Source organism: Jeotgalibacillus malaysiensis, from assembly GCF_044789845.1.
Classification (GTDB): Bacteria; Bacillota; Bacilli; order Bacillales; family Jeotgalibacillaceae; genus Jeotgalibacillus; species Jeotgalibacillus malaysiensis_A.
In genome coordinates, this window is record NZ_CP085252.1 from 2,192,472 (window position 1) to 2,213,438 (window position 20,967).

Here is a 20,967-nt window from a genome sequence, read left to right on the forward strand (position 1 = left end):
ACGTTCAGTCCTTTATTACAGCAAAAGAAAAAGGCTGAGACAAATCTGTCTCAAACCTTTATCGTTTCTAACTACCTAATTGTTATTAAAATACCCGCTCCACTTCACAAGCGGAGATACTGTATCTTCTGTTGTTCTAAGGGTGATCATTTCCTGATTCATATCAATAATCTGCCAGTCTTTGTAGTCTGCAAAAAAATCCTCCATTGCCTCATAAGTCTCAGTTCTTTGTTCAATGCTTTTTTCCCCATCTTGATAAATTGTTTCAATTGATAAGTTCAGCGTAGCAGCATGCATTGGATGGTCTATCAATACAGAGGCTGTAATACAGATCAATAATGTAAATAATGTTCTCATAGAATCCTCTCCTAAAAAGCTAGTTAGGTTAGGATTTGTAGATGATCACATTTTATTCATTAAAAAGGTCCTCTGTATGGATGGTGACATGGACAACAGCAATGATATGGCATCGGATGACACCCTGGTTCCATCATCATATGATGCTCAGGCATGCTGCATGGCGGCATCATGTGTGGCATTTGTTGTGGTATCATATGTGGCATTTGCTGTGGCATCATATGCGGCTTTTGCTGTGGCATCATATGCGACATTTGCTGTGGCATGACATGCGGCATATGATGGGGCATCGTTTGTATGGGCTTAGCTGCGGGTTTTTCTTTACATGTACATGGTGGCTTTTCAGGCATTTTGGTCCATTCTTTTATTTCTTCGGCTTTGGGCATTTGCTCCATTTTCGGCATCTTCGGCATCTCTTTCATCTTCGGCATTTCCTGCATTTTTGGTACTGCCGGCATTATAAACCCGGCATAAGGCATGACGGGCATTTCAGGCATTTCTTCAGGAAAGTTCTGGTAGACAGGTTTGTCATTTGCATAGGGGTGCATATATTCAGCTTTTTTTCCTGCTGCTTTTGCGGCAGGTATTTTGATTTTCATTCCCGGCATGATCATATCCGGGTCTGCTAAGTAGGCGTTTGCTGCTTTTAATTCTTCAAAAGACACCTGATAATTCTTTGCAATTGTCCAGAGTGTATCCCCTTTTTGAACAACATGAATTTTCATCTTGCCACCTCCATCATTCATTCCATATATCCTATGAATGAAATAGATTTATGATACAATACTTTCAGAACGTTCAAAGAAAGAAGGGTCACAAATGCCAAGCGATCGCCAGAAATCAGGAGAAGCGAGACGGGAAAAAATATTACAGACGCTCAGCCAATCCGTCGGACCTATTACCGGCCGCTCTCTCGCAAGCGAGATGAATGTGAGCAGACAGGTCATTGTCAGTGATATTAACTTATTAAAGGCAAAAAACGAGCCAATCCTTGCGACAAGCCAGGGTTATTTATACATGCCTGCGCATCCGACCAGTCGGGTATCCAGACTCATTGTATGCAAACATACGCCTGCACAGACTGAAGAGGAATTAATGCTGATTGTACGTAATAGGGGTATTGTTAAAAATGTCGTGATTGAGCATCCTGTCTACGGGGAAATGACTGCTTCACTGATGCTTCATAATCAGACTGAGGTAAAGCGATTCACTGATCAGCTTGCATCTTCTGAGTCAGTACTGTTATCAGTACTAACAAACGGTATACATATGCATGAAATAGAAGCAGAGCATACGGCTATTCTTGACCGGATTGAGTATGAGCTTGATCAGGCAGGTATTTTATATAAGGAATAAAAAAAGTTCTCTCAATTTGATGAGAGAACTTTTTTATTTTTGAGGCTCGAGCAGATGTTTTTTATAACTCCCGAGGATCTTCACTGTACAGCCGAGCGCTTCAAGCTCTTCAATTGCCCCCTGCATCAGTACACCATCCACAGGTTTTTCAACATCAATGATAAAGAAGTAATTGCCAAGCCCGGTTTTAAGCGGTCTTGATTCAATTTTACTCAAGGAAAGCTGGCGCCATGAAAAAGCAGATAGCACCTGGTGGAGCGCACCCGGTCTGTCATCAGATGGTAGCGTGACCATAAGTGTGGACTTTTCAGCATCCTGTTCAAACGGAAGAAGTTCCGTTTCTTTTTCACTTGTCAGCACAACAAAACGTGTGTGGTTGAAATGAAAATCATGAATATTTTCTTCTACAATCTCCAGACCATATGTATCAGCAGCCAGCGAATTACCGATTGCAGCTACATTTTCCTCTTGATGTTCACTTACATATTTCGCAGCCGCTGACGTAGAGGTTGATGGCTCAAGCTCAATCCCCCTGAAGCGGTAGTAAAGATACTTGTGGCATTGCGCAAGTGCATGGGAATGAGACATAATCTTCGTTACATCCTGCCATTTGTTCTCGTTGTCCGGATGTACCATTAAGTGCTGTTCAATTGGTGAAATTAATTCAGCCGTTATATGTAGATCAACATCATGGAACAGATAATCAATTGTAATGGGCACAGAGCCTTCCAGTGCATTTTCAAGCGGCACCACTGCACGATCCACTTTTTCCTCAGCAAGTGCCTCAAGACAGTCGGGAATGGTAGGAAAGGCAATATATTCTCCATTCGTAAATACACTTTTTACCGCATGATGGGTAAAAGAAGCTTCAGGTCCTAAGTAACCAATTTTCATATACTCACCTTCTTTATAAAATCAGGCCCCAGAGCCCAGTACTTCCACTTTTTCAACAAATTCAAGCTTTTTAAGTCTGTTCAGCATCTCATCTAGCGAAACGTTCATATCAGTTACATTTAATGACAGTGTGACGTTTGCTCTTCCCTGTAGCGGGATGGTCTGGTGTATCGTCAGGATATTTCCACCGCAGGATGCGACCAGCCCAAGCAGCTGAGATAAGGTGCCTGAGCGGTCTTCAAGATGAAAAAAGAGCGTGATGATTTTTTCTTTCACAACTGTGTGAAAAGGGAAAACAGTATCTCTGTATTTATAAAATGCACTTCGGCTTAAATCAACTGAGCGCACTGCTTCCCATACAGATCCTGCATGCCCTCTTTCAAGCAGCTGCTTTGCTTCAAGCGTTTTTTGCATCGCTTCCGGAAGCACATCTTCTCTGACAAGATAAAATTTTTCATTCAGTTCCTTTTTTGGCACCTTATAACCCCCTGCTTCTATCTACTCAACGAAATCAAATTCAAATTCAATGATTTTAACAGTGTCGCCATTCTTCGCACCTTTTTCACGCAGTGCATCGTCAATGCCCATTGCACGCATCTGTCTTGCGAATCGCCTGATTGATTCTTCACGGCTGAAATCTGTCATCTTGAACAGTCTCTCAAGAGAATCTCCTGAGATCACAAAGCTTCCGTCTGATTCACGTGTGATCTCAAACTTAGACCCTGCATCTTCGTGTTTGTAAAGGACGCGGTTGATTGTTTCATCTTTCTCAGCTTCCTGTAATGGGAATTCAGGCGTTGATTCAACGAGATCAGCTACTGTGTAAAGCAATTCTTTCAGACCCTGTCTTGAAATGGCAGATGCAGGGAACACTTTCACATCGTCTCCAACCTGTTCCATGAATTTCTTCAGGTTTTCCTCAGAATCAGGCATATCCATTTTGTTAGCCACAACAACCTGTGGACGTTCTGTCAAACGCAGGTTATATTCCTTCAGTTCGTTATTAATTGTCAGGTAGTCCTCATAAGGATCGCGTCCTTCAAGAGCAGACATATCAACGACGTGCACGATGACACGCGTTCTCTCGATATGACGCAGGAACTGATGACCAAGACCCACACCTTCATGCGCACCTTCAATCAGACCGGGCAGATCTGCCATAACAAACGTTCTGTTATCTTCCGTCTCCACCATCCCAAGATTCGGCGCAATGGTCGTGAAGTGATATTCAGCAATTTTCGGCTTTGCAGCTGATACGACAGATAACAATGTCGACTTCCCAACACTCGGGAATCCAACGAGTCCAACATCTGCAAGCAGCTTTAATTCCATAATAATATTCTTTTCCTGACCCGGTTCGCCTTTTTCAGACAGTTCAGGTGCAGGATTTGACGGTGTAGCAAAGCGTGAGTTTCCTCTTCCTCCGCGTCCGCCTTTGGCAATCACTGCCTGCTGACCGTGCTCAGTTAAGTCAGCAATGACTTCACCCGTTGCCTCATCTTTTACTACTGTACCAGGTGGCACTTTTACGATCATATCTGATGCGCCTCGGCCGTGCTGGTTTTTAGACATACCATTTTCGCCTTTAGGTGCTTTAAAATGACGCTGATAACGAAAATCCATCAGTGTTCTTAAGCCCTCTTCGACTAAAAAGATGACATTGGCTCCCTGACCGCCGTCTCCGCCGGCAGGTCCGCCTTTTGGTACATATTTTTCTCTTCGGAAAGCGACCATTCCATCTCCGCCGTCTCCGCCTTTTACATATATCTTTACCTGATCGACAAACATAATTGTGGATCCTCCTATTGTTAAACTTTCACTCTTGGCACAGGTTAATCAAATGTCAGCTTTATTGAAAAGGATGCGCTTGTATCCTGAATCCATTCCAGCTTCGCTTCTACTGGTTCCTGTATAATATCTTCCGGAGTAGATTGAAGAGGCTCCCCTTCGTATTCCACAACAATAGAAAAGCTTTCTTCCTGCTGTTCAAATAAAAAGTAAAGCTCCTGATCTGATGGTGTATTTAAAGCTTTATCCACCGCTGCTGCAGTTTTCTTAGCCCATTGAAGGAGTAAACTGTCATATGATTCCGGAATCTTCATCCGTTCTGTAAATTCATACCCAAGCTTGAGCGGACCTGGACGATACCAGTTGTATGTCAACAGCCATTCTGAAAAGCGGGGTGTGCCAAGACCGGTCAGTAAAGCTTCCTGTCTGGATTCAATGACCATTTCATCTATGATTTGTGTGGCCCGTTCTATATTTGATAACTCGAGATTCCCTTTGATCATCTGCAGTTTATTCATCCAGTCATGCCGGCAGTGCTGCAGCAGCTCGAGCTTTAGCTTTGATTCTATCATTGGCCCCCTCCTACCTAGTGTTACTTACACTCTAGTATAGCAAAGAGAGCGCTGATGCTGAACATAAAAAGAAACTCTGGCTGTTTATAACCAGAGTTTCTTAAGAAATTAAGCTTCTTGTGCAGCTGGATATACGCTGACCTTTTTCTTGTCACGGCCCATACGCTCAAAGCGTACAACGCCGTCAGCTTTTGCGAATAGAGTGTCATCTCCTCCGCGGCCTACGTTTTCTCCAGGATAAATCTTAGTTCCACGCTGACGGTAAAGGATTGATCCGCCTGTAACGAACTGGCCATCCGCACGCTTAGCGCCTAGGCGCTTAGAGATTGAATCACGACCGTTCTTAGTTGAACCTACTCCCTTTTTCGAAGCGAAAAATTGAAGATCTAATCTTAGCATGGTTTTCCACCTCCTACTGTTTGAAGGTTATTTTAATGTATTGCCCGTATTCCTGTTCAATTGTCTGCAAGGAGACAATCATACTTTCCATAATCAGCTGGGTACTGCTGTTTGCTTCATCCGGAAACTCAACTCTGAGATAGCCTCCATCGTCTCCCTGGTGTATCAGCGGTTCAGTCTCTGTCAGAGAAAGAACGGCGTTTACTGCGCCAAAGGAAACTGCAGATGCACCTGCACAGACTAAGTCTTTACCGTGTTCCGCATAATCAGCATGCCCTTCCATTTGAAAAGCTCTTATCAGACCGTTCGGATCTTTTTCGATGATCACCTGTATCATGAATAATCCTATTAAGCGTTGATCTTGCCGATTACAACTTTAGTGTAAGGCTGACGGTGACCAAGCTTACGGTGTTGATTCTTCTTCGGCTTGTATTTGAATACAGTGATCTTTTTAGCGCGACCCTGTTTTTCAACTTTACCTGTAACTGTAGCGCCATCAACTAGCGGGCTGCCTACCTTTACATTATCTCCGCCTACGAAAAGAACTTTGTCAAACGTAATTTCTTCGCCTGCTTCAACGTTAAGCTTTTCGATGTAGACCTCCTGGCCTTCAACTACTTTAATCTGCTTTCCGCCTGTTTCAATAATTGCGTACATTCCAATGCACCTCCTCAATTTCACTCAGACTCGCCATATACCAGGTGACTTCTCAGTGCTTAATAACCTGTTATGAGCGGTTGTAGCACGGGTGCTACAAACAGTAACATATGAATGTTATCACAATCAGAATCGTGGTGTCAATGACAATATTAGATTTATAGAATTTTGTAGTAAGGATGAATATGATCGATCTCTGTTATGTTGACCGGAATGTTCAGATCTTCTTCAATCCATTTGATAAATGCCGGGTCAGTTTTGATCAGCTGATGAATATCCCTGGTCAGTTGAATGTCCGCCTTGTCGATCTTTCTTCTTTTTGATAGAAGATCTTTTTCAAGTTCAAGCAGGCAGCTTTCCGGGGAAAGCACATGCCCTTTACCTGCACACACAGGACACGGAATTGTATATAGAGACTGATAGGAACCTTTCGTTTTTTTCCTCGTGAGCTGATAAAGCCCAAGCTCAGTAAAGCCTGCCGAATGGATGTGCTTATGATCATATTTTGCTGTGTCTCTGATTAGCTGATCAACCTCATCCTGATCTTTTTTTGAATCCATATTGATAAAGTCAATCAGCACAATACCATGGAGATCCCTCAGCTTCATTTGCCTGAGCGATTCAAGTGCAGCTTTTTGATTGATCTCTTTTACAGCTGCCCTCTTCTGCTTTGCACCTGTCTGATGTGAGGAGTTCACGTCAATGACTGTGAGGGCTTCCAGAGAATCAATGACAATAGAGCTGCCGCCATCAAGCCAGACTGTATTACGCGTGAGTATGTGGTTCAGATCTTCTTTCAGGAAGCTGCGGAAGAAATCTTCATCTTCCAAATAGAGTGTCAGATCTGCTTCAAGCTGTGCGTCTGCAATAAATGATTTCAGCTGTTTTGAAAGCGATGATGAATCCGTAATGATTTCATCAGGTTTTATTTTTATCAAAGCAGCTTTGACATCTTCATCAAAGTTTTCAGGCTTGTCTGCCAGAAAGAAGCCTTTTTTCTGCTTAAACAAGCTGGCTATCTTTTCATACTGCTGCTGTAATGCTGTAAGCTCTGACGTTAATTCAGATTCATCTGCTGCTCCTGCTTCTGTTCTGATCAGTATGCCACTGCCATGCTGCAGGGAATTTTCAGCCCAATTTTTTAAACGCTTATGCTGATTAGTCATAATCTTTTTGGATAATCTGACCATTTTAGTAAATGGGAAATAAACCATATATTGTCCGGACAATTCAATGTCACCGGTCAGTACCGGGCCTTTCGCTGCTTCCTCATCTTTTATCACCTGCACGAGCAGTCTCATTCCCTGATGCACCGGTCCATATAGATCAGGAATGGTTTTTAATGGCAGATAGCCTTTAGGACCGTGATCAAACATCACAAAAGCTGCCTGAAGTGACGGCTTAATACTTGCAATCGTTCCACTGTAAATGTTGCCAACCTTCGTTTCTGAAAATGGCGGATACAGTTCAATTCTTGCAGGTTTTCCGTGTTCTATCACTGCCCATTTCTTTTCTCTCGTCCTGCTGCTGATGATGATTTGCTTCATTGAATGCACCTTCTATTCTTACCGCGATCATTTTTCTGCGGAAAAGTATCGTTTTATTATCATATCATCACTTAGATTACCAATCATCTTCCCGTTTCTCATAAGAATAAAATACTGCTTCCTTCCTTTATATAATTTATTCACTAAGCTGTGTATGTTCAGTTTATCTTCAATCACTTTAACCTTTACTTTATGATCAGGAGCATGGTCTCCCCATTTTTCAAGCAAAAATTGTTTATGTAAAAGGTGCCTGTTCAGATAAAGCTGCCAGGTACAGACCGCTGAATAGATATATAAAAGCATCCACTGGAATTGAATTCCATTTAACAGGATAAGAAGTAGAGCAAAAAGGCTGATTGAACTAACGATTAATGTAATATGAACACTCTTTTTAAAAGGAAATAAGAGATTGGCGACTGAATAGACCACCCTCCCCCCGTCAAGCGGCCATACCGGAAGAAGATTAAAAAAGAGAAGCTGAAGGTTCAGGTGATAAAGCTCATCAGCCAATGGAAATGGGGGCTGAAAGCAAATCATGAGCAAATGGACGAGGATATGAAATAATGGTCCACTGCATGCAACTGCCAGCTCTTCAGAAACCGGCTTATTTAATATTTTCTTTACTTCAAGCTGACCGCCAAACGGCAATAACGTCAGCTTAGCCACCTTCCATTTAAAGCATGCAGCTGTCATTGCGTGGGCCGCTTCATGAAACAAAACGAGGATAAACAGCATAAAAAAAGATAAAAACTGTCCTGATAAAAAAGAAGCCAGTGCCATCACCCAAAGTACAGGGTGGAATGAAATGGAGAAATTACTCTTTTTCATTAATCTCATTTATAAAATGCTGCAGATTAAATGGCGTTTCTGACGGTTTAAGCATGAACTGATAGGTATGACCATCAGTATAGCCGATCTGTGAACCCGCATTTACCAAATCGAATGTTTTTATGCCCTTTGGTACGACAGAAAGGTACACTGTTTTTTTCCTGTCAGTGTGCTGCATGACTACAACGTTTTCCCCTTCAGCTTCACCTGCAAATAAGATCAGCCCGCTTCTTGGTGCAAAAATCGGTTCACCTGCAGCAGATTTGATCACTGAACTTTCCCCGCTCAGCGCTTCCTGATAAAAAGAGGCTGATACCGGCATCACTGTGTGATCATCTGTGTCAACCTCACTGATAAATCCCAGGTGTCTGCCCCATGTATCATAGTGAGCTGCAAATTCAAATGATGAATAGAGTACATCCTGTGCTTCTATCAGTTGTTCAATTGACCAGAGATCATCTTCACTTGCTGTAAATACGACTGCAATCAATCCGGCAAGTATCGTTTTAATCAGAAATTTTTCAGGAAACCTGCTATTGACCTGACCTTTTTTACGCAATGGATCAGCGTACTTTTTTTCAGGGGACATGGATACACTCTCCCTTAACGAGTCTTGTGATCCATTGTATGAAAAAAACCGGCAGCACATTCGCTGCCGGCTGTTTTACTTTTTGCCGAGTAACTTAAAAACTTTCTGAAAAAAAGAAGGCTTCTCATCAGTCAGGGACATAAGTGGAATTGATTCTCCGAGAATTCTTTTTGCAATATTACGGTATGCAATGGATGCTTTACTGTCAGGATTCATCGTAATCGGTTCCCCCTTGTTTGATGCTGTTATCACCTGATCGTCATCTAAAACGATCCCAAGCAGATCAATTGAAAGGTGAGTTGTCACTTCGTCAATGTCCAGCATGTCCCCTGATTCCATTAAATGATTTCTAATTCTGTTAATGATTAGTACAGGCGCTTCTTTTGTTTCCTGTTCGAGGAGCCCGACAATTCTGTCTGCATCACGGACAGCAGATCTCTCGGGCGTAGTAACGACAATTGCACGATCAGCACCTGCGACCGCATTTTTATATCCCTGCTCAATTCCGGCCGGGCAGTCAATTAATATGTAGTCATAATCCTGCTTCAGCTGATCAACAAGCTCCTTCATCTGTTCAGGATTTACTGCTGATTTGTCACTCGTCTGTGCTGCCGGCAGGAGGTATAGTAATCCATCAAAACGCTTATCTTTAACGAGCGCCTGATTCGGTTTACAACGTCCTTCTACTACATCTACAAGATCATAAATAATTCTGTTATCCAAACCAAGAATCACATCCAGGTTACGCAGACCGATATCAGTATCAATTAAGCATACTTTTTTCCCCTGCATTGCGATTGCTGTACCCAGATTGGCAGTCGTAGTCGTTTTACCGACGCCGCCTTTACCTGATGTAATGACGATTGCTTCGCCCACTGCTATCTTCCTCCTTCGAACTTCGTAATACTGGGACGGATCCTTCTCAAAATCTGCAAACGGTCAACAACGATCTGATTGCTGTCATCTATATATGCACATTCCATTTCATGTGAATCATCATCATGATCGGGTGCACGGTTTAATTTTGACGCGATCCGGAGCTGTGCGGGAATCATCTGGGAAGCCACAATGACCGCTTCCTCTTTTCCGTAACAGCCTGCATGCGCGATCCCTCTCAGTGTACCTAATATATAGATGTTTCCTCCGGCCATAATCATACCGCCGGGATTCACATCACCCACAAGCAGAAAATCACCTTCAACTTCTATCACCTGACCGGATCTGACAATACCGGTCATAGAAGACATCTCTTTTTCTCTGACCCGCTGCTCTGATTCAGTTTTCGTCATCACATCACTGTGAATTTCTTCTACAAGCAGGCTTTTCTGCTGATGTACAATCTGTCTGATTTCTTCCTGCTGGATTTCTGTTAAATAGCGGTGTCCCACTTCAATCCTGGCTTTAACCGCCTGACCATCAGCAGGCGCTTTATACTGAACAGAAAGCTTTTCGATCAGTTCTTCTTTTAAAACGTCGTAACCGCACTGGTCATTCAGCTTCAAAATAAAACCGTCCTTCGTGCCTTTAATCATTACATTTTGTGCACCCACATGATTCACCCCAAACCGTAGCGTATTAATCCTCCAGATACCTGAATTTCATCGCTGACATCCAGACCTTTAAAGGATAAGCTGCAATTAAAATAAAGATTGCATTAAAAATCAGTGTAGAGTATAACCTTTGATCCAAAAACGTCTGTATATTCATGTCCGTAATACCGATCAGCAGATTAAACTGATAAACCAGCCATTCAAGTAAAGCGATCATGATCAATGTAATCAGACTGCTGATTGCGATATTCTGAAAAATCAATCTCAGGATCAGCGCAGAAATATAGATTAACAGCGGGAATAAGAACATGTAAATTCCCATAATGCCTGTAAAAAATACGTCGTATAAAAATCCTAATACAAACGCATAAATATAAGCTGAATTTCTGCTGTAATAAAAGCTTAAAAATAATAAAAACACGACCAGAAAGCGGGGTACTAACAGTCTTGCGTCACCTGCCACTTCCACGGGTGAAAAGGTCGCGAAGATACTTTCACTGTAGAAGATTACAATGCCGAGAAGCGGAAGAAGAAACCGGTTCATTCTTCTTCCTCCCCTGTTTCTATCTCATCGGCACCTGCAGCCAGACGTTCAAGTACCAGTACATGCTCTATATCAGAAAGCTTGGCAGCAGGCTTTACATAAGCTGTCTGGGTCAAACCATATTCATCAGATGATACTTCTGTTACTTCCCCAATCAGAAGGCCGCGCGGGAATACTCCGCCAAGACCTGACGTGATGACACTTGAACCTTCTTCTACTTCAACATCGAAAGGTATTTTCCTTACCATTAATTCTTCTCTTTCAGGATCAAATCCTTCTACTAACCCATAAACATTTGATTCTTCCGTCTGGATTAAAGCAGAAACGCGGTTATTGGAATTTCTGGCGCTAAGTAATTCCACCGTTGATGTAAACTGTCCGGTGTCTTTTACTCTGCCGATCATACCGCCTGCTGTCTGGACCGCCATGTTTGCTTCAAGACCGTTTACCTGTCCTTTATCAATAATGATCGTATCCTGCCATTGATCCGGGTTTCTCGCGATCACTGTAGCATTTGTCGTATTGTAATCACGAATATTCCCTTCAACATTCGTCTGGGCTCTTAACTCTTCATTATCACGTTCAAGATCAGTGACCTGTGTCTGAAGTAAAGCAAGCTCTTCCAGCCTTGATTTTAACTTTTTATTTTCACTGTAAGTATTCAGCAGATCCTGCACACTTTCAATACCGCCACCGACAAACCCGGCAGGCTTTGAGGCAATATTCTGTCCGAATCCCACTATATCTTTTACAAATTGCTCAGGAAGAGAGATGTTTTCCCTTTCCCTCAGTGAAAAACCAATTAGTGCAACAAGCAGTATAATACTGACGAGCAGCACAATCAGCCTTTTATTTCTAAAAAAAGAAGGCATTTTCTGCACACCCCAATTAACTGTTTTCCTTGTTACTTCTGTTTCTTAAAGTAGTCGATATTATCCAGTGCTTTTCCTGTGCCGATTGCAACACAATCCAGTGGTTCTTCAGCAATATGAACTGGCATTGATGTTTCTTGTGTCATCAGCTGATCAAGTCCCTTAAGTAATGCCCCTCCACCTGTCAGGACGATTCCGCGGTCCATAATGTCAGCTGAAAGCTCAGGTGGTGTATGCTCAAGCGTGCTTTTTACTGATTCAATAATCGTAGAAATTGTATCAGCTAAAGCCTTCTGGATTTCCTGCTGCGTAATTTCAATTGTTTTTGGCAGTCCTGTCAGCAAATCACGGCCACGGATTTCCATTTTTACATCGTTTTCAGATGCAACCGCTGATCCGATTTCCATTTTAATCGCTTCAGCCGTACGCTCACCAATCATCAGGTTATATTGTTTTCTAATGTAGGAAACGATCGCGTCATCCATTTCATCGCCAGCCACACGAATAGACTCGCTCGTCACGATACCTCCAAGTGAAATCACAGCTACTTCTGTTGTACCTCCACCTATATCTACGACCATACTTCCCGTTGGTTCCCAAACTGGAAGACCGGCACCGATTGCAGCTGCAAACGGCTCTTCGATTGGAAATGCGTCTTTAGCACCTGCCTGTCTCGCTGCATCGATTACTGCACGCTTTTCTACAGACGTAATACCTGATGGCACACATACCATTACGTAAGGTTTTCTAGTAAATGCACCGCTTTTCAGTGCCTGATTCATATAATATTTCATCATTGTTGAAGTTGTTTCAAAGTCAGCAATGACACCATCTTTCATCGGGCGCAGAGCTACGATGTTACCAGGTGTTCTGCCGATCATGTTTCTAGCTTCATTTCCTACTGCTACAATATCTCTAGTATCTTGTCTTAGCGCTACCACTGAAGGTTCTCTGACAACGATCCCCTTACCTTTTATGTAAACAAGTGTGTTCGCTGTACCTAAATCAATTCCTATATCTTTCGTTCCAAACATGGAGTATCTCCCTTTCTCATTCCGCTAATAGCCCTTTATAGGCCGGTCAAAAACCATAGCTTTAATTATAGCTCACACACATACCATTTAACAACGTTACATATACCCTTTTTCCTTCAAACTTACATACTTCTTCTCACCAATGATTAAATGATCCAGCACTTCGATCCCTATCATCTTTCCACATTCTACTAATCTCCTGGTTACATCAATGTCTTCTTTTGAAGGGGAAGGGTCTCCACTTGGGTGGTTGTGCGCGCAGATGATTGAGGCTGCAGACCGCTTGAAGGCTTCCTTAAAAACCTCTCTGGGATGCACGATTGAGGAATTCAGCGAGCCGATAAAAATTGTCTGCTGGTGGATGATCTGATTTTTCGTATTGAGGTAAAGTGCAACAAAATGCTCTTGAGTCAAAAAGCGCATTTCATTCATGAGAAAAGTTGCCCCGTCTTCAGGTGAACGAATTGTGAACCTGTCTTCAAAAGTAATATTGGCAATCCTTCTGCCGACTTCAACAGCAGCGAGTACCTGAACAGCTTTTGCATGTCCAATCCCTTTAATGGCTGTCAATTCATCAAAGGAGGCTTCTTTTAAAGACCTCAATCCGTTAAATTCCTGAAGCAATTTATTTGAGAGGTTAATGACGGACTCTTCTTTCGAGCCCGTGCGGAGTAATATTGCGATCAGCTCCTGGTTGGATAAGCTTTGAGGCCCCTGGTTAATAAAGCGTTCGCGGGGCTTATCCTCATCATGGTAATCTCTGATCATTAACGTTTTCTGTGGAATCAGCATTGTTTTCCTCCTTAGGGCTGAAAACAGCTGAGAAAGCTTTGGAGCTCTCTTTTCAGGCGGGCTGCCGGTAGACCGACAACAGCATAATAATCACCTTTGATCTCTTTGACAAAAAGGGCACCTCCGGACTGAATACCATATGCTCCTGCCTTGTCGTAAGGATCATCAGTTGAAATATAACTGCTGATTTCTTTATCTGAAAGCGGCCAGAAAGTTACATCTGTTTTTTCAATAAATGAAGATACATTCTCACCTTTCATCAGTGTGACACCTGTATACACTGTGTGGGTCCTGCCGGATAGACTTCTAAGCATCTCTGCTGCTTCCTCAGCTGATTTCGGTTTGCCGAGAATTTTATTCAGATAAACAATTGTGTCACTGCCAATGACAATTGTTTCAGGAAATTTAGCAGCTACTTCAGCAGCTTTTCCCTCAGCAATTTTTAAAACGGCTGTTTCAGGATCCGGATCTGTAATGGTGGATTCATCAAATTCTGAAGGGTGTATCTTGAAAGGGTATGGGAGTAAGGACATCAATTCTTTTCGACGTGGAGATTGTGAAGCTAAAATGATTTCCATGTTTTTCACCTCAAAGCAAAATGATAATAGGGAGACAGATCCAGTATAGCATATCTTCCTATTATCATTGTAAGGATTTACATAAATGAGAAAGGTTAATCCTGCACTTCCCCTTCGAGCTGCAGAATGGCACTCAGACTCTGAAGAAAAGCTGTTTCACTTTCGTCGCTTTTTATCGACTGATGAAAGTTCTGCAGGGAATTGTTTTCTAATTTGTCGCCAGGAGCATGCATGAATTTCGTATCAGGTGCAGCCAGCTTCTGATTGATGGCACTCATCGTTGCTGTAAGCCATTCTTTGTCTGGTTCAGTCACATCGAGCTGAAAACTGTTTACACTGACCTGTTTGACATAAACGTCACCTGACTGCCTGGCTGCCAGTGATTTTGCCATATCTTCAGTTCCTGCAGCCCCGATCCATAAAAGAACCATATCATCCTGCTTAATCAGAACGTGCGGCACCTCGGCGGTCATCCCGGAAATGAAACTTTTGGCTGCCTCTTCACTGCTGAACGCTCCTGCCTGAAGCACCCAGAAAGAAAAAGCTTCAGATTCAAACAAGCTTGTCTCTTCAGGCGGTTCAGCAAGCAGCGGCTGCTGATCAGGTGTTTCCAACAGTATATTCAAAATCAGTCCAAATACAGCAGCACATAGAATACCTGATAAAACAGGAAATAAAATTAATCCTTTCGTTTTCTTCCTGTTCTCAAAAGAAGGAAATTGAATAATCGTTCCATCTTTGTTTTTCGAGGCCGGTTCCTGTTTCATTTAAGCAGCTCCTTCTCTATTTCATATATTGAGACTAGCACGTGAAACAAAAAAAAGAACAAGACAATTGTCGTCTTGTTCACGTGAGATTCCGACATGGATTTTACGGTCAGAAAAAGAAATCTGTATAGGTGGAGATGATCTCCGCTCCCCAGAAATAAGCGATCATTGTACCTGCTGCGATTGACGGACCAAATGGAACAGGATCTTTTCTGGATTTCTTTTTAACGTAAATTGCATAAAGTCCTGCTGCCGTTCCGATAAACGTCGCAATGAAAAATGACAGCAGCGTCAATTTAAAGCCCAGCACCAGTCCAATCACCGCATAGAGTTTAATATCTCCACCACCCATGCCGCCTCTCGACATGATCGCGATCAGGAGCAAAAGAATAAATCCGCTTGCTGCGCCAAGTGGTGCGTCCCACCAGGGGGTTAGCGGTTCAATCACTCTTAGAGGAATAAGTAGAAAGAGAAAAAACAGTAGAATTTTATCGGGGATCAGCATATAGGCTATATCCGATACGCTGATAATAAGAAGAAGGGAGATTAATATAAGAGCGACGATTAATTCCATGGTAAAACCGAAATAAATATATGCCAGTCCGAAAAATAATCCTCCCAACGCTTCTATCATTGGATAAACCGGTGAAATCACTTTTCCACAATTTCTGCACTTCCCCCGTTGAATGAGAAAAGAAAATACAGGAATCAGCTCTTTCCAGGTCAGACTTTTTTTACACTGCGGACAGGCTGAACCGGGATATACAATAGATTGTCCGGCAGGACTTCTTAATCCGACGACATTAAAAAAAGAAGCGAGCAGCATACCCGCTATTACAAAATAGGCTGTCAGTAAAATTGTCATTACAATGCTCCTGTTTGTTTATTCTGTAACACTTTCATTGACTTCGTGATAATAATAGGCTGTTGCTGTAAGCTGAAGTACGATTGTGTCATCCTGATCTGACAATAAACGTTCTTCATCAGTCAGCTGTTCAAACTCCAGTCCTTCAAAATTTATTACCCTTTCAAGGCGTTCCATTTCTTTAATAAATAACTGAAGACTGCTAAAGTCAGGTGAACTGACCTCTGCTGTGAATGTAACTGACTGAAGACCTTCTCCTGGTTCTGTTAAAGGCTCCGTTTCCTGCTCCTCTTCCTCCAGAAGCTCTTCATCCGAATTCAGCGGTGCTACTTCTGCTTCATCACCAAACCCCACAATATCGATTTGTGTACCGCTGACAAGCTCTGCAGATTGCATTGCCAGTAACACCTGATCTTCCGCTTTCGTTAAAGGGAGCTTATCTTCCTGAATCACGCGCGGCGAATCCTCTTGAACAGGATCAGTATTACTTTCAGCTTCTGCGATAATCACTTCACTCTCAAGAAGTTCTGTTCTGGCAGTCAATGCCTCATTTTTAGCTGCAGCAGGTCTGACAAAAAACAGATAAAAGACGAGCAGCTGAACAAACAGTAAAAAGATTAATAGTATAACCGTTGCCTGCCTTTTAGTCAGTTCCATCCTGCTGTCCCCCTGTCATAAACTGAAACGAGAATATATATCTCGGTATTTCTACAAAATCGCTCTCATCATTCGGAAACTCAGTCTCAACTCTGTCCACTTCCGCCAGCTCAAACATCTCTGACTGATACAATCTTGACGTATAAGCTGCACCATCATTGATCGTTTCAAACTGAATACTGCTATGTAATCCTGACTCTGTAAGATCAAAGCTGACTAAGTAAGCATTATCCGGCAATAAGCGGACTAATTCATCAAGATAAGGAGAAATGTCCGACGCCATAGACTCAGCTCTTTGCAGCGCTTCATCATACCCATCCTCCACAATGATTTCCGGTTGTTCTAAATATGCAAGCTCAGTCTGAAGTCTTGTCTGTTCCAGTACAAGCTCCTGATTTTCGGCAGTCTGTGAAAAGTACATGACCACAAGCCATATGCTAAGCAGTAACCAGATCGTACCAGTTATAATGAACAATAGTTTCCCTTTAGTTAAAAATGGGTCTTTTTGCGGCAGCAGGTTGATATCATGATTCATTTACCGCTCTGCCCCCTTTTGGAACAAGCCCATCAGCGCTGTGTATTTCCCTTTTACCCCATGATGGTCACTTTCCAGAAATGCTTCATTTACAACTGTTACCGGCAGATTGTAGTAATCTGTAAGCTTTTGACCGATTTCTTTTATATAAGGATTATCTCCTGTAAGAATAATTTCATTGATTTCTTTTTCACCTTTATGTAATGAGAATTGGTAGAAATTCATTAGCCTTTCAATCTCCGCAATTCTGTCTTCAAGCTGCTGATCATAAAGATTCTGATCTCCATAAAAAGAAAAATGTATCTCTTCCCCATCCCTTTCAGGCTTCCAGTCTGACAAGGTGGTTTCAATCGGCTGATAGCGCATAAAATCAATCACATTTTCTGAAAAAATTGAAATATTCACCATATTAATAGACCATTCACTGATCAGGTACGTTTTTTCTTTCTTCAGAAGCTGCAGGCTATTTAAAAAACGGTGAATCGCAAGCGACCTTACTTCCGCTGTGACAGGCTTCATCTTCACATCCTCAAAAGCATTAGCATAAGCAATTACATACTCCTGAGGAGAAGCAAACAGGATTCCTGGTGTTTCAACCTGACCCGTTCTCGATTTTGTTAAATGGTCCAGTCTGATTACATCTATTAAAGGATCTTCAAAAGGGAAATGCAGTGACTGCCCTGTTTCCATCATAAAATATGCATTCACTGCGTCAGGTTTTAAATGCGATGGAATCATCACCGGCTTCATTAACACTGAAGAGTCCGGCACAAAAAACTGAACACGTGATTTCTTCAATTCCCACGATTCAACTAACTCTTTCATGAGTTCAAAAAACTGTTGTTCATCTACAATATGACCTTCTTCAATCATGCCTGCAGGAAGAGGTTCTTCCCGCAGGGTGAGTGAATTTGTTCCTTTAGCGGAGGCAGCCATTCTGATGACGTAGTCCTGGATCATGATGTTCACTGTTTTTTTGGATGGAAATATGTTCATTTGGCTGCGCTCCTTTTTAATAAATGCTAAATATAGTATTTCTATGTTTTAGTTAGTTGTATCCAGATAAGTTTCTATTACTTCCTCAGTAACCGGTGTTGCAGTAATGTCACTAATTGAATTTACCGGATGACCAGTAATACTCCAAACATCCCCAGATCTAGAGAGAGTGAAATCACTTACTGAACTTTGGATATAATCTGAAAGAGTATCTTGTGTACATGCATCTGCAGTAGAACAATCAAGATCGCTTGACAACTCAGCCAGCTTAGCAGAACTAATGATATTTAATGCTTCGGCTGCTTCAGCACGATCATCTGAATCACTGATAATATTGTTTACAATCGGCACTGCAATCGCAGCAATAATTGCGATTATCACTAAAACTGCTAATAATTCTACCAGTGTTAAACCTTTTTGATTTAATAGATTTTTAATTTTTTTCATTATCATATACCCCCGAATATTGTTTTGGATGTTAGATGTTAGCCCCTAATCCTGTTGAAGCAGGTTCACCTCCTTACAATGGTTTTTTAAAATTGATCATATAGCGTAAATAGTGGAACCATGATGGCGAGCACGATTACACCGACGACAGCTGCCAGAATTACGATCATGATTGGCTCAATCAGTGATTTCAAGGTATCTACTGTTCTCTCAACCTCTGCTTCATAGAATTCCGCAATATTTTCAAGCATCATATCGAGTGTTCCACTCTTTTCGCCGATTGCTGTCATCTGATAAACCATCGGTGGGAATATCCAGCTTTTTTCTAACGGCTCTGACAGTGTTCCACCGGTTTGCAGATTTACTCTGGCTTCTGTCAGTACTTTTTCCATTGCCGGGTGATCCATTACGCGTTGCACGATTGCGATCGCCTGCAGAATTGGAACAGAACTTGCAAACAGTGAAGAGAGGGTCCGCGTCATTCTGGCAATCAAGGATTTTTGGAGCAGAGAACCGAAAATCGGGATTTTTAGCCACATCACCGAAAATGAATAGCGGAATGAACTGCTTCGTTTTAGAGCGATATAAAACCCGATACCAACTCCTCCCAGCAGCAAAAAGATCAGCCACCAGAATGATTGAATAAATTCGCTCATTGAAAGTACGCCTTTAGTCAGGGCAGGCAGTTCTGCATTCATTTGTGCAAACATTTCTGTAAATCTTGGAACAATGGTTGTCATAAGAAAGACCACCACAGCAAATGTCAGAACCGTCAGCATGATGGGATAAGCGAGTGCTGACTGGACTTTTTTTCTCAGGTTATACTGCTTTTCAAAATAATCAGCGAGTCGTTCAAGCGTTTCATCAAGACGCCCTGATGCCTCACCTGCTTTAATCATATTGATGAAAATAGCAGGAAAGATTTTCGGGTACCTTCCGACTGCATCTGATAAAGAGGTACCGGTCTGGATATCTTCTTTGACCATGAGCAGTGTTTTTTGAAGCTGTTTCCCGGAAACCTGAGAGGAGAGGATTCCTGTTGAATCAACGATTGGTATACCGGCTTTGATTAATGTTGAAAATTGTCTGCAAAAAACAACAAAATCCTTATGGCTGACCTGTGGCTTCAGATAAATTTCTTTATGAAGAAGATTGTTCGATTGCGAGATCTCACGTATGCTGATTCCGTCTTCACGCAGCTTGGCGATCGCCTGTCTTTCAGATATTGAATCTATGGTTCCTTTTTTCAATATCCCTTTTGACGTACGGCCGGTGTATTTATAGATGGTCATGTAAATTCACCGGTCTGGAGATGCTGCTGAACGTCTTCATACTTCACTTTTCCGGACTGAAGCAGCTGCTGAACTGACACCTGTAATGTATGCATGCCTGAAGCTCTTCCTGTCTGAAGTACGTTAGGTATTTGATGTGTTTTCTCACTTCTGATCAGATTGGCGACTGATGGGAGATTTATGAGTACTTCAGTAGCTGCAACCCTCCCGGAACCATCTGCAGCTGTAAAAAGTCTTTGGGAGATAACTGCCTGTAGAACAGATGCCAGCTGCGTTCTGATCTGACCCTGCTGATGTGGTTCAAACACATCAACGATCCGGTCAATTGTCTGAGAGGCTCCACTCGTGTGCAGAGTCGCGAGGACCAGATGCCCTGTTTCTGCAGCGGTAATGGCAGTCGAAATTGTCTCAAGGTCCCGCATCTCACCTACCAGAATAATATCCGGATCCTGTCGTAAAGCTGAACGCAGGCCGTTTGCAAAGCTTCTTGTATCAAGCCCGACTTCTCGCTGATTCACCATTGATCTTCTGTGCTGGTGAAGGTACTCAATTGGATCTTCAAGTGTGATAATATGTTTTGACTGTTCTCTGTTAATATGATCAATCATTGCAGCGAGTGTAGTGGATTTCCCGGAACCAGTTGGACCGGTTACAAGAATAAGACCCTGAGATTTCTTACATAAATCAGGGATTACCTGCGGAAGATTTAAATCGCTGAATGCAGGAATGACATTTGTGATGACACGGATTGCAATAGCAACAGAGTTCCGTTGATGATAAGCATTAACTCTGAATCTTGAAACATCAGGAAGACTGTAACTGAAGTCAATCTCACCTTTTTGTAAAAATTCATCCAGACGATGATCTGGAATCATTTCTGTAGCGATTCTCATCAGCTCTTTCGGCACGAACTTTTCTTCGCCAAGCTGCTGCAGCACGCCATCAATACGGCAGATTGGTGTTGAAGCTACAGTCAGGTGAAGATCTGATGCTCTCATTCCGTGTGCTTTTAACAAAAGCTCATTTATATCGTACTGTTCCATTTTTCTCA

28 protein-coding genes and 1 other annotated feature are annotated in these 20,967 nt (G+C 42.3%); of the genes, 1 reads left to right on the forward strand and 27 read right to left on the reverse strand.

Annotated elements, in window-relative coordinates:
- Positions 1-75: 75 nt before the first annotated feature.
- Together LG330_RS11845 and safA are read right to left on the reverse strand one after the other, a co-directional pair.
- On the reverse strand, positions 76-357 hold the full coding sequence (locus LG330_RS11845) for a BofC N-terminal domain-containing protein (RefSeq protein WP_404404089.1): 282 nt from the start codon (positions 355-357) through the stop codon (positions 76-78).
- Positions 358-416: 59 nt separating this feature from the next.
- On the reverse strand, positions 417-1,082 hold the full coding sequence (gene safA / locus LG330_RS11850) for a SafA/ExsA family spore coat assembly protein (RefSeq protein WP_404404091.1): 666 nt from the start codon (positions 1,080-1,082) through the stop codon (positions 417-419).
- A 94-nt stretch (positions 1,083-1,176) separates the two neighbouring features.
- On the opposite strand from safA, the gene LG330_RS11855 reads away from it, so the two are divergent.
- Positions 1,177-1,713, forward strand: coding sequence for a transcription repressor NadR (locus LG330_RS11855; RefSeq protein ID WP_404404093.1), 537 nt, complete (start codon positions 1,177-1,179; stop codon positions 1,711-1,713).
- 33 nt (positions 1,714-1,746) lie between these two features.
- Here the strand turns inward: LG330_RS11855 and pheA are convergent, their stop codons facing one another.
- From pheA to LG330_RS11980, 25 genes are all read right to left on the reverse strand, one after another.
- Positions 1,747-2,607 (reverse strand): prephenate dehydratase, encoded by an 861-nt coding sequence (gene pheA, locus LG330_RS11860; RefSeq protein ID WP_404404095.1) that lies wholly within the window; start codon positions 2,605-2,607, stop codon positions 1,747-1,749.
- Positions 2,608-2,628: 21 nt separating this feature from the next.
- Entirely contained in the window at positions 2,629-3,084 is a 456-nt protein-coding gene (locus LG330_RS11865) for an ACT domain-containing protein (protein WP_404404097.1), read from the reverse strand.
- 21 nt (positions 3,085-3,105) lie between these two features.
- A complete protein-coding gene (gene obgE, locus LG330_RS11870; RefSeq protein ID WP_404404099.1) occupies positions 3,106-4,395 on the reverse strand; it encodes a GTPase ObgE in 1,290 nt (429 codons plus the stop codon).
- Between the two features lie 44 nt (positions 4,396-4,439).
- Positions 4,440-4,967, reverse strand: coding sequence for a Spo0B domain-containing protein (locus LG330_RS11875; protein WP_404404101.1), 528 nt, complete (start codon positions 4,965-4,967; stop codon positions 4,440-4,442).
- Between the two features lie 108 nt (positions 4,968-5,075).
- Positions 5,076-5,366, reverse strand: a complete 291-nt coding sequence (gene rpmA / locus LG330_RS11880; RefSeq protein WP_039810086.1) for a 50S ribosomal protein L27 — start codon at positions 5,364-5,366, stop codon at positions 5,076-5,078.
- A 13-nt stretch (positions 5,367-5,379) separates the two neighbouring features.
- Positions 5,380-5,703 (reverse strand): ribosomal-processing cysteine protease Prp, encoded by a 324-nt coding sequence (locus LG330_RS11885; protein WP_039810089.1) that lies wholly within the window; start codon positions 5,701-5,703, stop codon positions 5,380-5,382.
- Between the two features lie 11 nt (positions 5,704-5,714).
- Positions 5,715-6,023, reverse strand: coding sequence for a 50S ribosomal protein L21 (rplU, locus tag LG330_RS11890; protein WP_404404103.1), 309 nt, complete (start codon positions 6,021-6,023; stop codon positions 5,715-5,717).
- A gap of 16 nt (positions 6,024-6,039) precedes the next feature.
- Positions 6,040-6,115 (reverse strand) — a sequence feature (ribosomal protein L21 leader region).
- A 66-nt stretch (positions 6,116-6,181) separates the two neighbouring features.
- Positions 6,182-7,570, reverse strand: a complete 1,389-nt coding sequence (locus LG330_RS11895; RefSeq protein WP_404404105.1) for a ribonuclease E/G — start codon at positions 7,568-7,570, stop codon at positions 6,182-6,184.
- Positions 7,571-7,597: 27 nt separating this feature from the next.
- Complete coding sequence (locus tag LG330_RS11900) at positions 7,598-8,407, reverse strand: site-2 protease family protein (protein ID WP_404404107.1); 810 nt, start codon at positions 8,405-8,407, stop codon at positions 7,598-7,600.
- Entirely contained in the window at positions 8,385-8,987 is a 603-nt protein-coding gene (locus LG330_RS11905) for a peptidoglycan DD-metalloendopeptidase family protein (protein WP_404404109.1), read from the reverse strand. The genes LG330_RS11900 and LG330_RS11905 overlap by 23 nt, the downstream gene beginning before the upstream one ends.
- Before the next feature lie 75 nt (positions 8,988-9,062).
- The gene (gene minD, locus LG330_RS11910; RefSeq protein ID WP_404404111.1) at positions 9,063-9,863 is read right to left on the reverse strand and encodes a septum site-determining protein MinD; all 801 of its coding nucleotides are present in this window, start codon (positions 9,861-9,863) and stop codon (positions 9,063-9,065) included.
- Positions 9,864-9,865: 2 nt separating this feature from the next.
- Positions 9,866-10,519 (reverse strand): septum site-determining protein MinC, encoded by a 654-nt coding sequence (gene minC, locus LG330_RS11915; RefSeq protein WP_404409581.1) that lies wholly within the window; start codon positions 10,517-10,519, stop codon positions 9,866-9,868.
- A gap of 43 nt (positions 10,520-10,562) precedes the next feature.
- A complete protein-coding gene (mreD, locus tag LG330_RS11920) occupies positions 10,563-11,081 on the reverse strand; it encodes a rod shape-determining protein MreD (RefSeq protein ID WP_404404113.1) in 519 nt (172 codons plus the stop codon).
- The gene (gene mreC, locus LG330_RS11925; RefSeq protein WP_404404115.1) at positions 11,078-11,953 is read right to left on the reverse strand and encodes a rod shape-determining protein MreC; all 876 of its coding nucleotides are present in this window, start codon (positions 11,951-11,953) and stop codon (positions 11,078-11,080) included. Before mreC ends, mreD begins: the two co-directional genes overlap by 4 nt.
- A gap of 32 nt (positions 11,954-11,985) precedes the next feature.
- Complete coding sequence (locus LG330_RS11930) at positions 11,986-12,987, reverse strand: rod shape-determining protein (RefSeq protein WP_404404117.1); 1,002 nt, start codon at positions 12,985-12,987, stop codon at positions 11,986-11,988.
- A gap of 96 nt (positions 12,988-13,083) precedes the next feature.
- Positions 13,084-13,779 (reverse strand): DNA repair protein RadC, encoded by a 696-nt coding sequence (gene radC, locus LG330_RS11935; protein ID WP_404404119.1) that lies wholly within the window; start codon positions 13,777-13,779, stop codon positions 13,084-13,086.
- 11 nt (positions 13,780-13,790) lie between these two features.
- On the reverse strand, positions 13,791-14,357 hold the full coding sequence (locus tag LG330_RS11940; RefSeq protein WP_404404121.1) for a Maf family protein: 567 nt from the start codon (positions 14,355-14,357) through the stop codon (positions 13,791-13,793).
- 95 nt (positions 14,358-14,452) lie between these two features.
- The gene (locus LG330_RS11945; RefSeq protein ID WP_404404123.1) at positions 14,453-15,124 is read right to left on the reverse strand and encodes an SPOR domain-containing protein; all 672 of its coding nucleotides are present in this window, start codon (positions 15,122-15,124) and stop codon (positions 14,453-14,455) included.
- A gap of 109 nt (positions 15,125-15,233) precedes the next feature.
- Positions 15,234-15,989: a prepilin peptidase gene (locus LG330_RS11950; RefSeq protein ID WP_404404125.1), complete on the reverse strand. Its 756-nt coding sequence runs from the start codon at positions 15,987-15,989 to the stop codon at positions 15,234-15,236.
- A gap of 18 nt (positions 15,990-16,007) precedes the next feature.
- The gene (locus LG330_RS11955; RefSeq protein WP_404404127.1) at positions 16,008-16,646 is read right to left on the reverse strand and encodes a hypothetical protein; all 639 of its coding nucleotides are present in this window, start codon (positions 16,644-16,646) and stop codon (positions 16,008-16,010) included.
- On the reverse strand, positions 16,633-17,181 hold the full coding sequence (locus LG330_RS11960; protein WP_404404129.1) for a PilN domain-containing protein: 549 nt from the start codon (positions 17,179-17,181) through the stop codon (positions 16,633-16,635). The genes LG330_RS11955 and LG330_RS11960 overlap by 14 nt, the downstream gene beginning before the upstream one ends.
- Positions 17,182-18,177, reverse strand: coding sequence for a type IV pilus biogenesis protein PilM (pilM, locus tag LG330_RS11965; protein WP_404404131.1), 996 nt, complete (start codon positions 18,175-18,177; stop codon positions 17,182-17,184). It lies immediately after the preceding gene.
- A 48-nt stretch (positions 18,178-18,225) separates the two neighbouring features.
- Positions 18,226-18,624, reverse strand: a complete 399-nt coding sequence (locus tag LG330_RS11970; RefSeq protein WP_404404133.1) for a prepilin-type N-terminal cleavage/methylation domain-containing protein — start codon at positions 18,622-18,624, stop codon at positions 18,226-18,228.
- An 86-nt stretch (positions 18,625-18,710) separates the two neighbouring features.
- On the reverse strand, positions 18,711-19,916 hold the full coding sequence (locus LG330_RS11975; RefSeq protein ID WP_404404135.1) for a type II secretion system F family protein: 1,206 nt from the start codon (positions 19,914-19,916) through the stop codon (positions 18,711-18,713).
- Complete coding sequence (locus LG330_RS11980; protein ID WP_404404137.1) at positions 19,913-20,959, reverse strand: type IV pilus twitching motility protein PilT; 1,047 nt, start codon at positions 20,957-20,959, stop codon at positions 19,913-19,915. The genes LG330_RS11975 and LG330_RS11980 overlap by 4 nt, the downstream gene beginning before the upstream one ends.
- Between the last annotated feature and the right edge of the window lie 8 nt (positions 20,960-20,967).

Excerpts from the sequence above, each read along its gene's own strand:
- LG330_RS11845 (WP_404404089.1), bottom strand. The coding sequence starts at position 357 with ATGAGAACATTATTTACATTATTGATCTGTATTACAGCCTCTGTATTG.
- safA (WP_404404091.1), bottom strand. The coding sequence starts at position 1,082 with ATGAAAATTCATGTTGTTCAAAAAGGGGATACACTCTGGACAATTGCA.
- LG330_RS11855 (WP_404404093.1), top strand. The coding sequence starts at position 1,177 with ATGCCAAGCGATCGCCAGAAATCAGGAGAAGCGAGACGGGAAAAAATA.
- pheA (WP_404404095.1), bottom strand. The coding sequence starts at position 2,607 with ATGAAAATTGGTTACTTAGGACCTGAAGCTTCTTTTACCCATCATGCG.
- obgE (WP_404404099.1), bottom strand. The coding sequence starts at position 4,395 with ATGTTTGTCGATCAGGTAAAGATATATGTAAAAGGCGGAGACGGCGGA.
- LG330_RS11875 (WP_404404101.1), bottom strand. The coding sequence starts at position 4,967 with ATGATAGAATCAAAGCTAAAGCTCGAGCTGCTGCAGCACTGCCGGCAT.
- rpmA (WP_039810086.1), bottom strand. The coding sequence starts at position 5,366 with ATGCTAAGATTAGATCTTCAATTTTTCGCTTCGAAAAAGGGAGTAGGT.
- LG330_RS11885 (WP_039810089.1), bottom strand. The coding sequence starts at position 5,703 with ATGATACAGGTGATCATCGAAAAAGATCCGAACGGTCTGATAAGAGCT.
- rplU (WP_404404103.1), bottom strand. The coding sequence starts at position 6,023 with ATGTACGCAATTATTGAAACAGGCGGAAAGCAGATTAAAGTAGTTGAA.
- LG330_RS11895 (WP_404404105.1), bottom strand. The coding sequence starts at position 7,570 with ATGAAGCAAATCATCATCAGCAGCAGGACGAGAGAAAAGAAATGGGCA.
- LG330_RS11900 (WP_404404107.1), bottom strand. The coding sequence starts at position 8,407 with ATGAGATTAATGAAAAAGAGTAATTTCTCCATTTCATTCCACCCTGTA.
- LG330_RS11905 (WP_404404109.1), bottom strand. The coding sequence starts at position 8,987 with ATGTCCCCTGAAAAAAAGTACGCTGATCCATTGCGTAAAAAAGGTCAG.
- minC (WP_404409581.1), bottom strand. The coding sequence starts at position 10,519 with ATGATTAAAGGCACGAAGGACGGTTTTATTTTGAAGCTGAATGACCAG.
- mreD (WP_404404113.1), bottom strand. The coding sequence starts at position 11,081 with ATGAACCGGTTTCTTCTTCCGCTTCTCGGCATTGTAATCTTCTACAGT.
- mreC (WP_404404115.1), bottom strand. The coding sequence starts at position 11,953 with ATGCCTTCTTTTTTTAGAAATAAAAGGCTGATTGTGCTGCTCGTCAGT.
- LG330_RS11930 (WP_404404117.1), bottom strand. The coding sequence starts at position 12,987 with ATGTTTGGAACGAAAGATATAGGAATTGATTTAGGTACAGCGAACACA.
- radC (WP_404404119.1), bottom strand. The coding sequence starts at position 13,779 with ATGCTGATTCCACAGAAAACGTTAATGATCAGAGATTACCATGATGAG.
- LG330_RS11940 (WP_404404121.1), bottom strand. The coding sequence starts at position 14,357 with ATGGAAATCATTTTAGCTTCACAATCTCCACGTCGAAAAGAATTGATG.
- LG330_RS11945 (WP_404404123.1), bottom strand. The coding sequence starts at position 15,124 with ATGAAACAGGAACCGGCCTCGAAAAACAAAGATGGAACGATTATTCAA.
- LG330_RS11950 (WP_404404125.1), bottom strand. The coding sequence starts at position 15,989 with ATGACAATTTTACTGACAGCCTATTTTGTAATAGCGGGTATGCTGCTC.
- LG330_RS11955 (WP_404404127.1), bottom strand. The coding sequence starts at position 16,646 with ATGGAACTGACTAAAAGGCAGGCAACGGTTATACTATTAATCTTTTTA.
- LG330_RS11960 (WP_404404129.1), bottom strand. The coding sequence starts at position 17,181 with ATGAATCATGATATCAACCTGCTGCCGCAAAAAGACCCATTTTTAACT.
- pilM (WP_404404131.1), bottom strand. The coding sequence starts at position 18,177 with ATGAACATATTTCCATCCAAAAAAACAGTGAACATCATGATCCAGGAC.
- LG330_RS11970 (WP_404404133.1), bottom strand. The coding sequence starts at position 18,624 with ATGAAAAAAATTAAAAATCTATTAAATCAAAAAGGTTTAACACTGGTA.
- LG330_RS11975 (WP_404404135.1), bottom strand. The coding sequence starts at position 19,916 with ATGACCATCTATAAATACACCGGCCGTACGTCAAAAGGGATATTGAAA.
- LG330_RS11980 (WP_404404137.1), bottom strand. The coding sequence starts at position 20,959 with ATGGAACAGTACGATATAAATGAGCTTTTGTTAAAAGCACACGGAATG.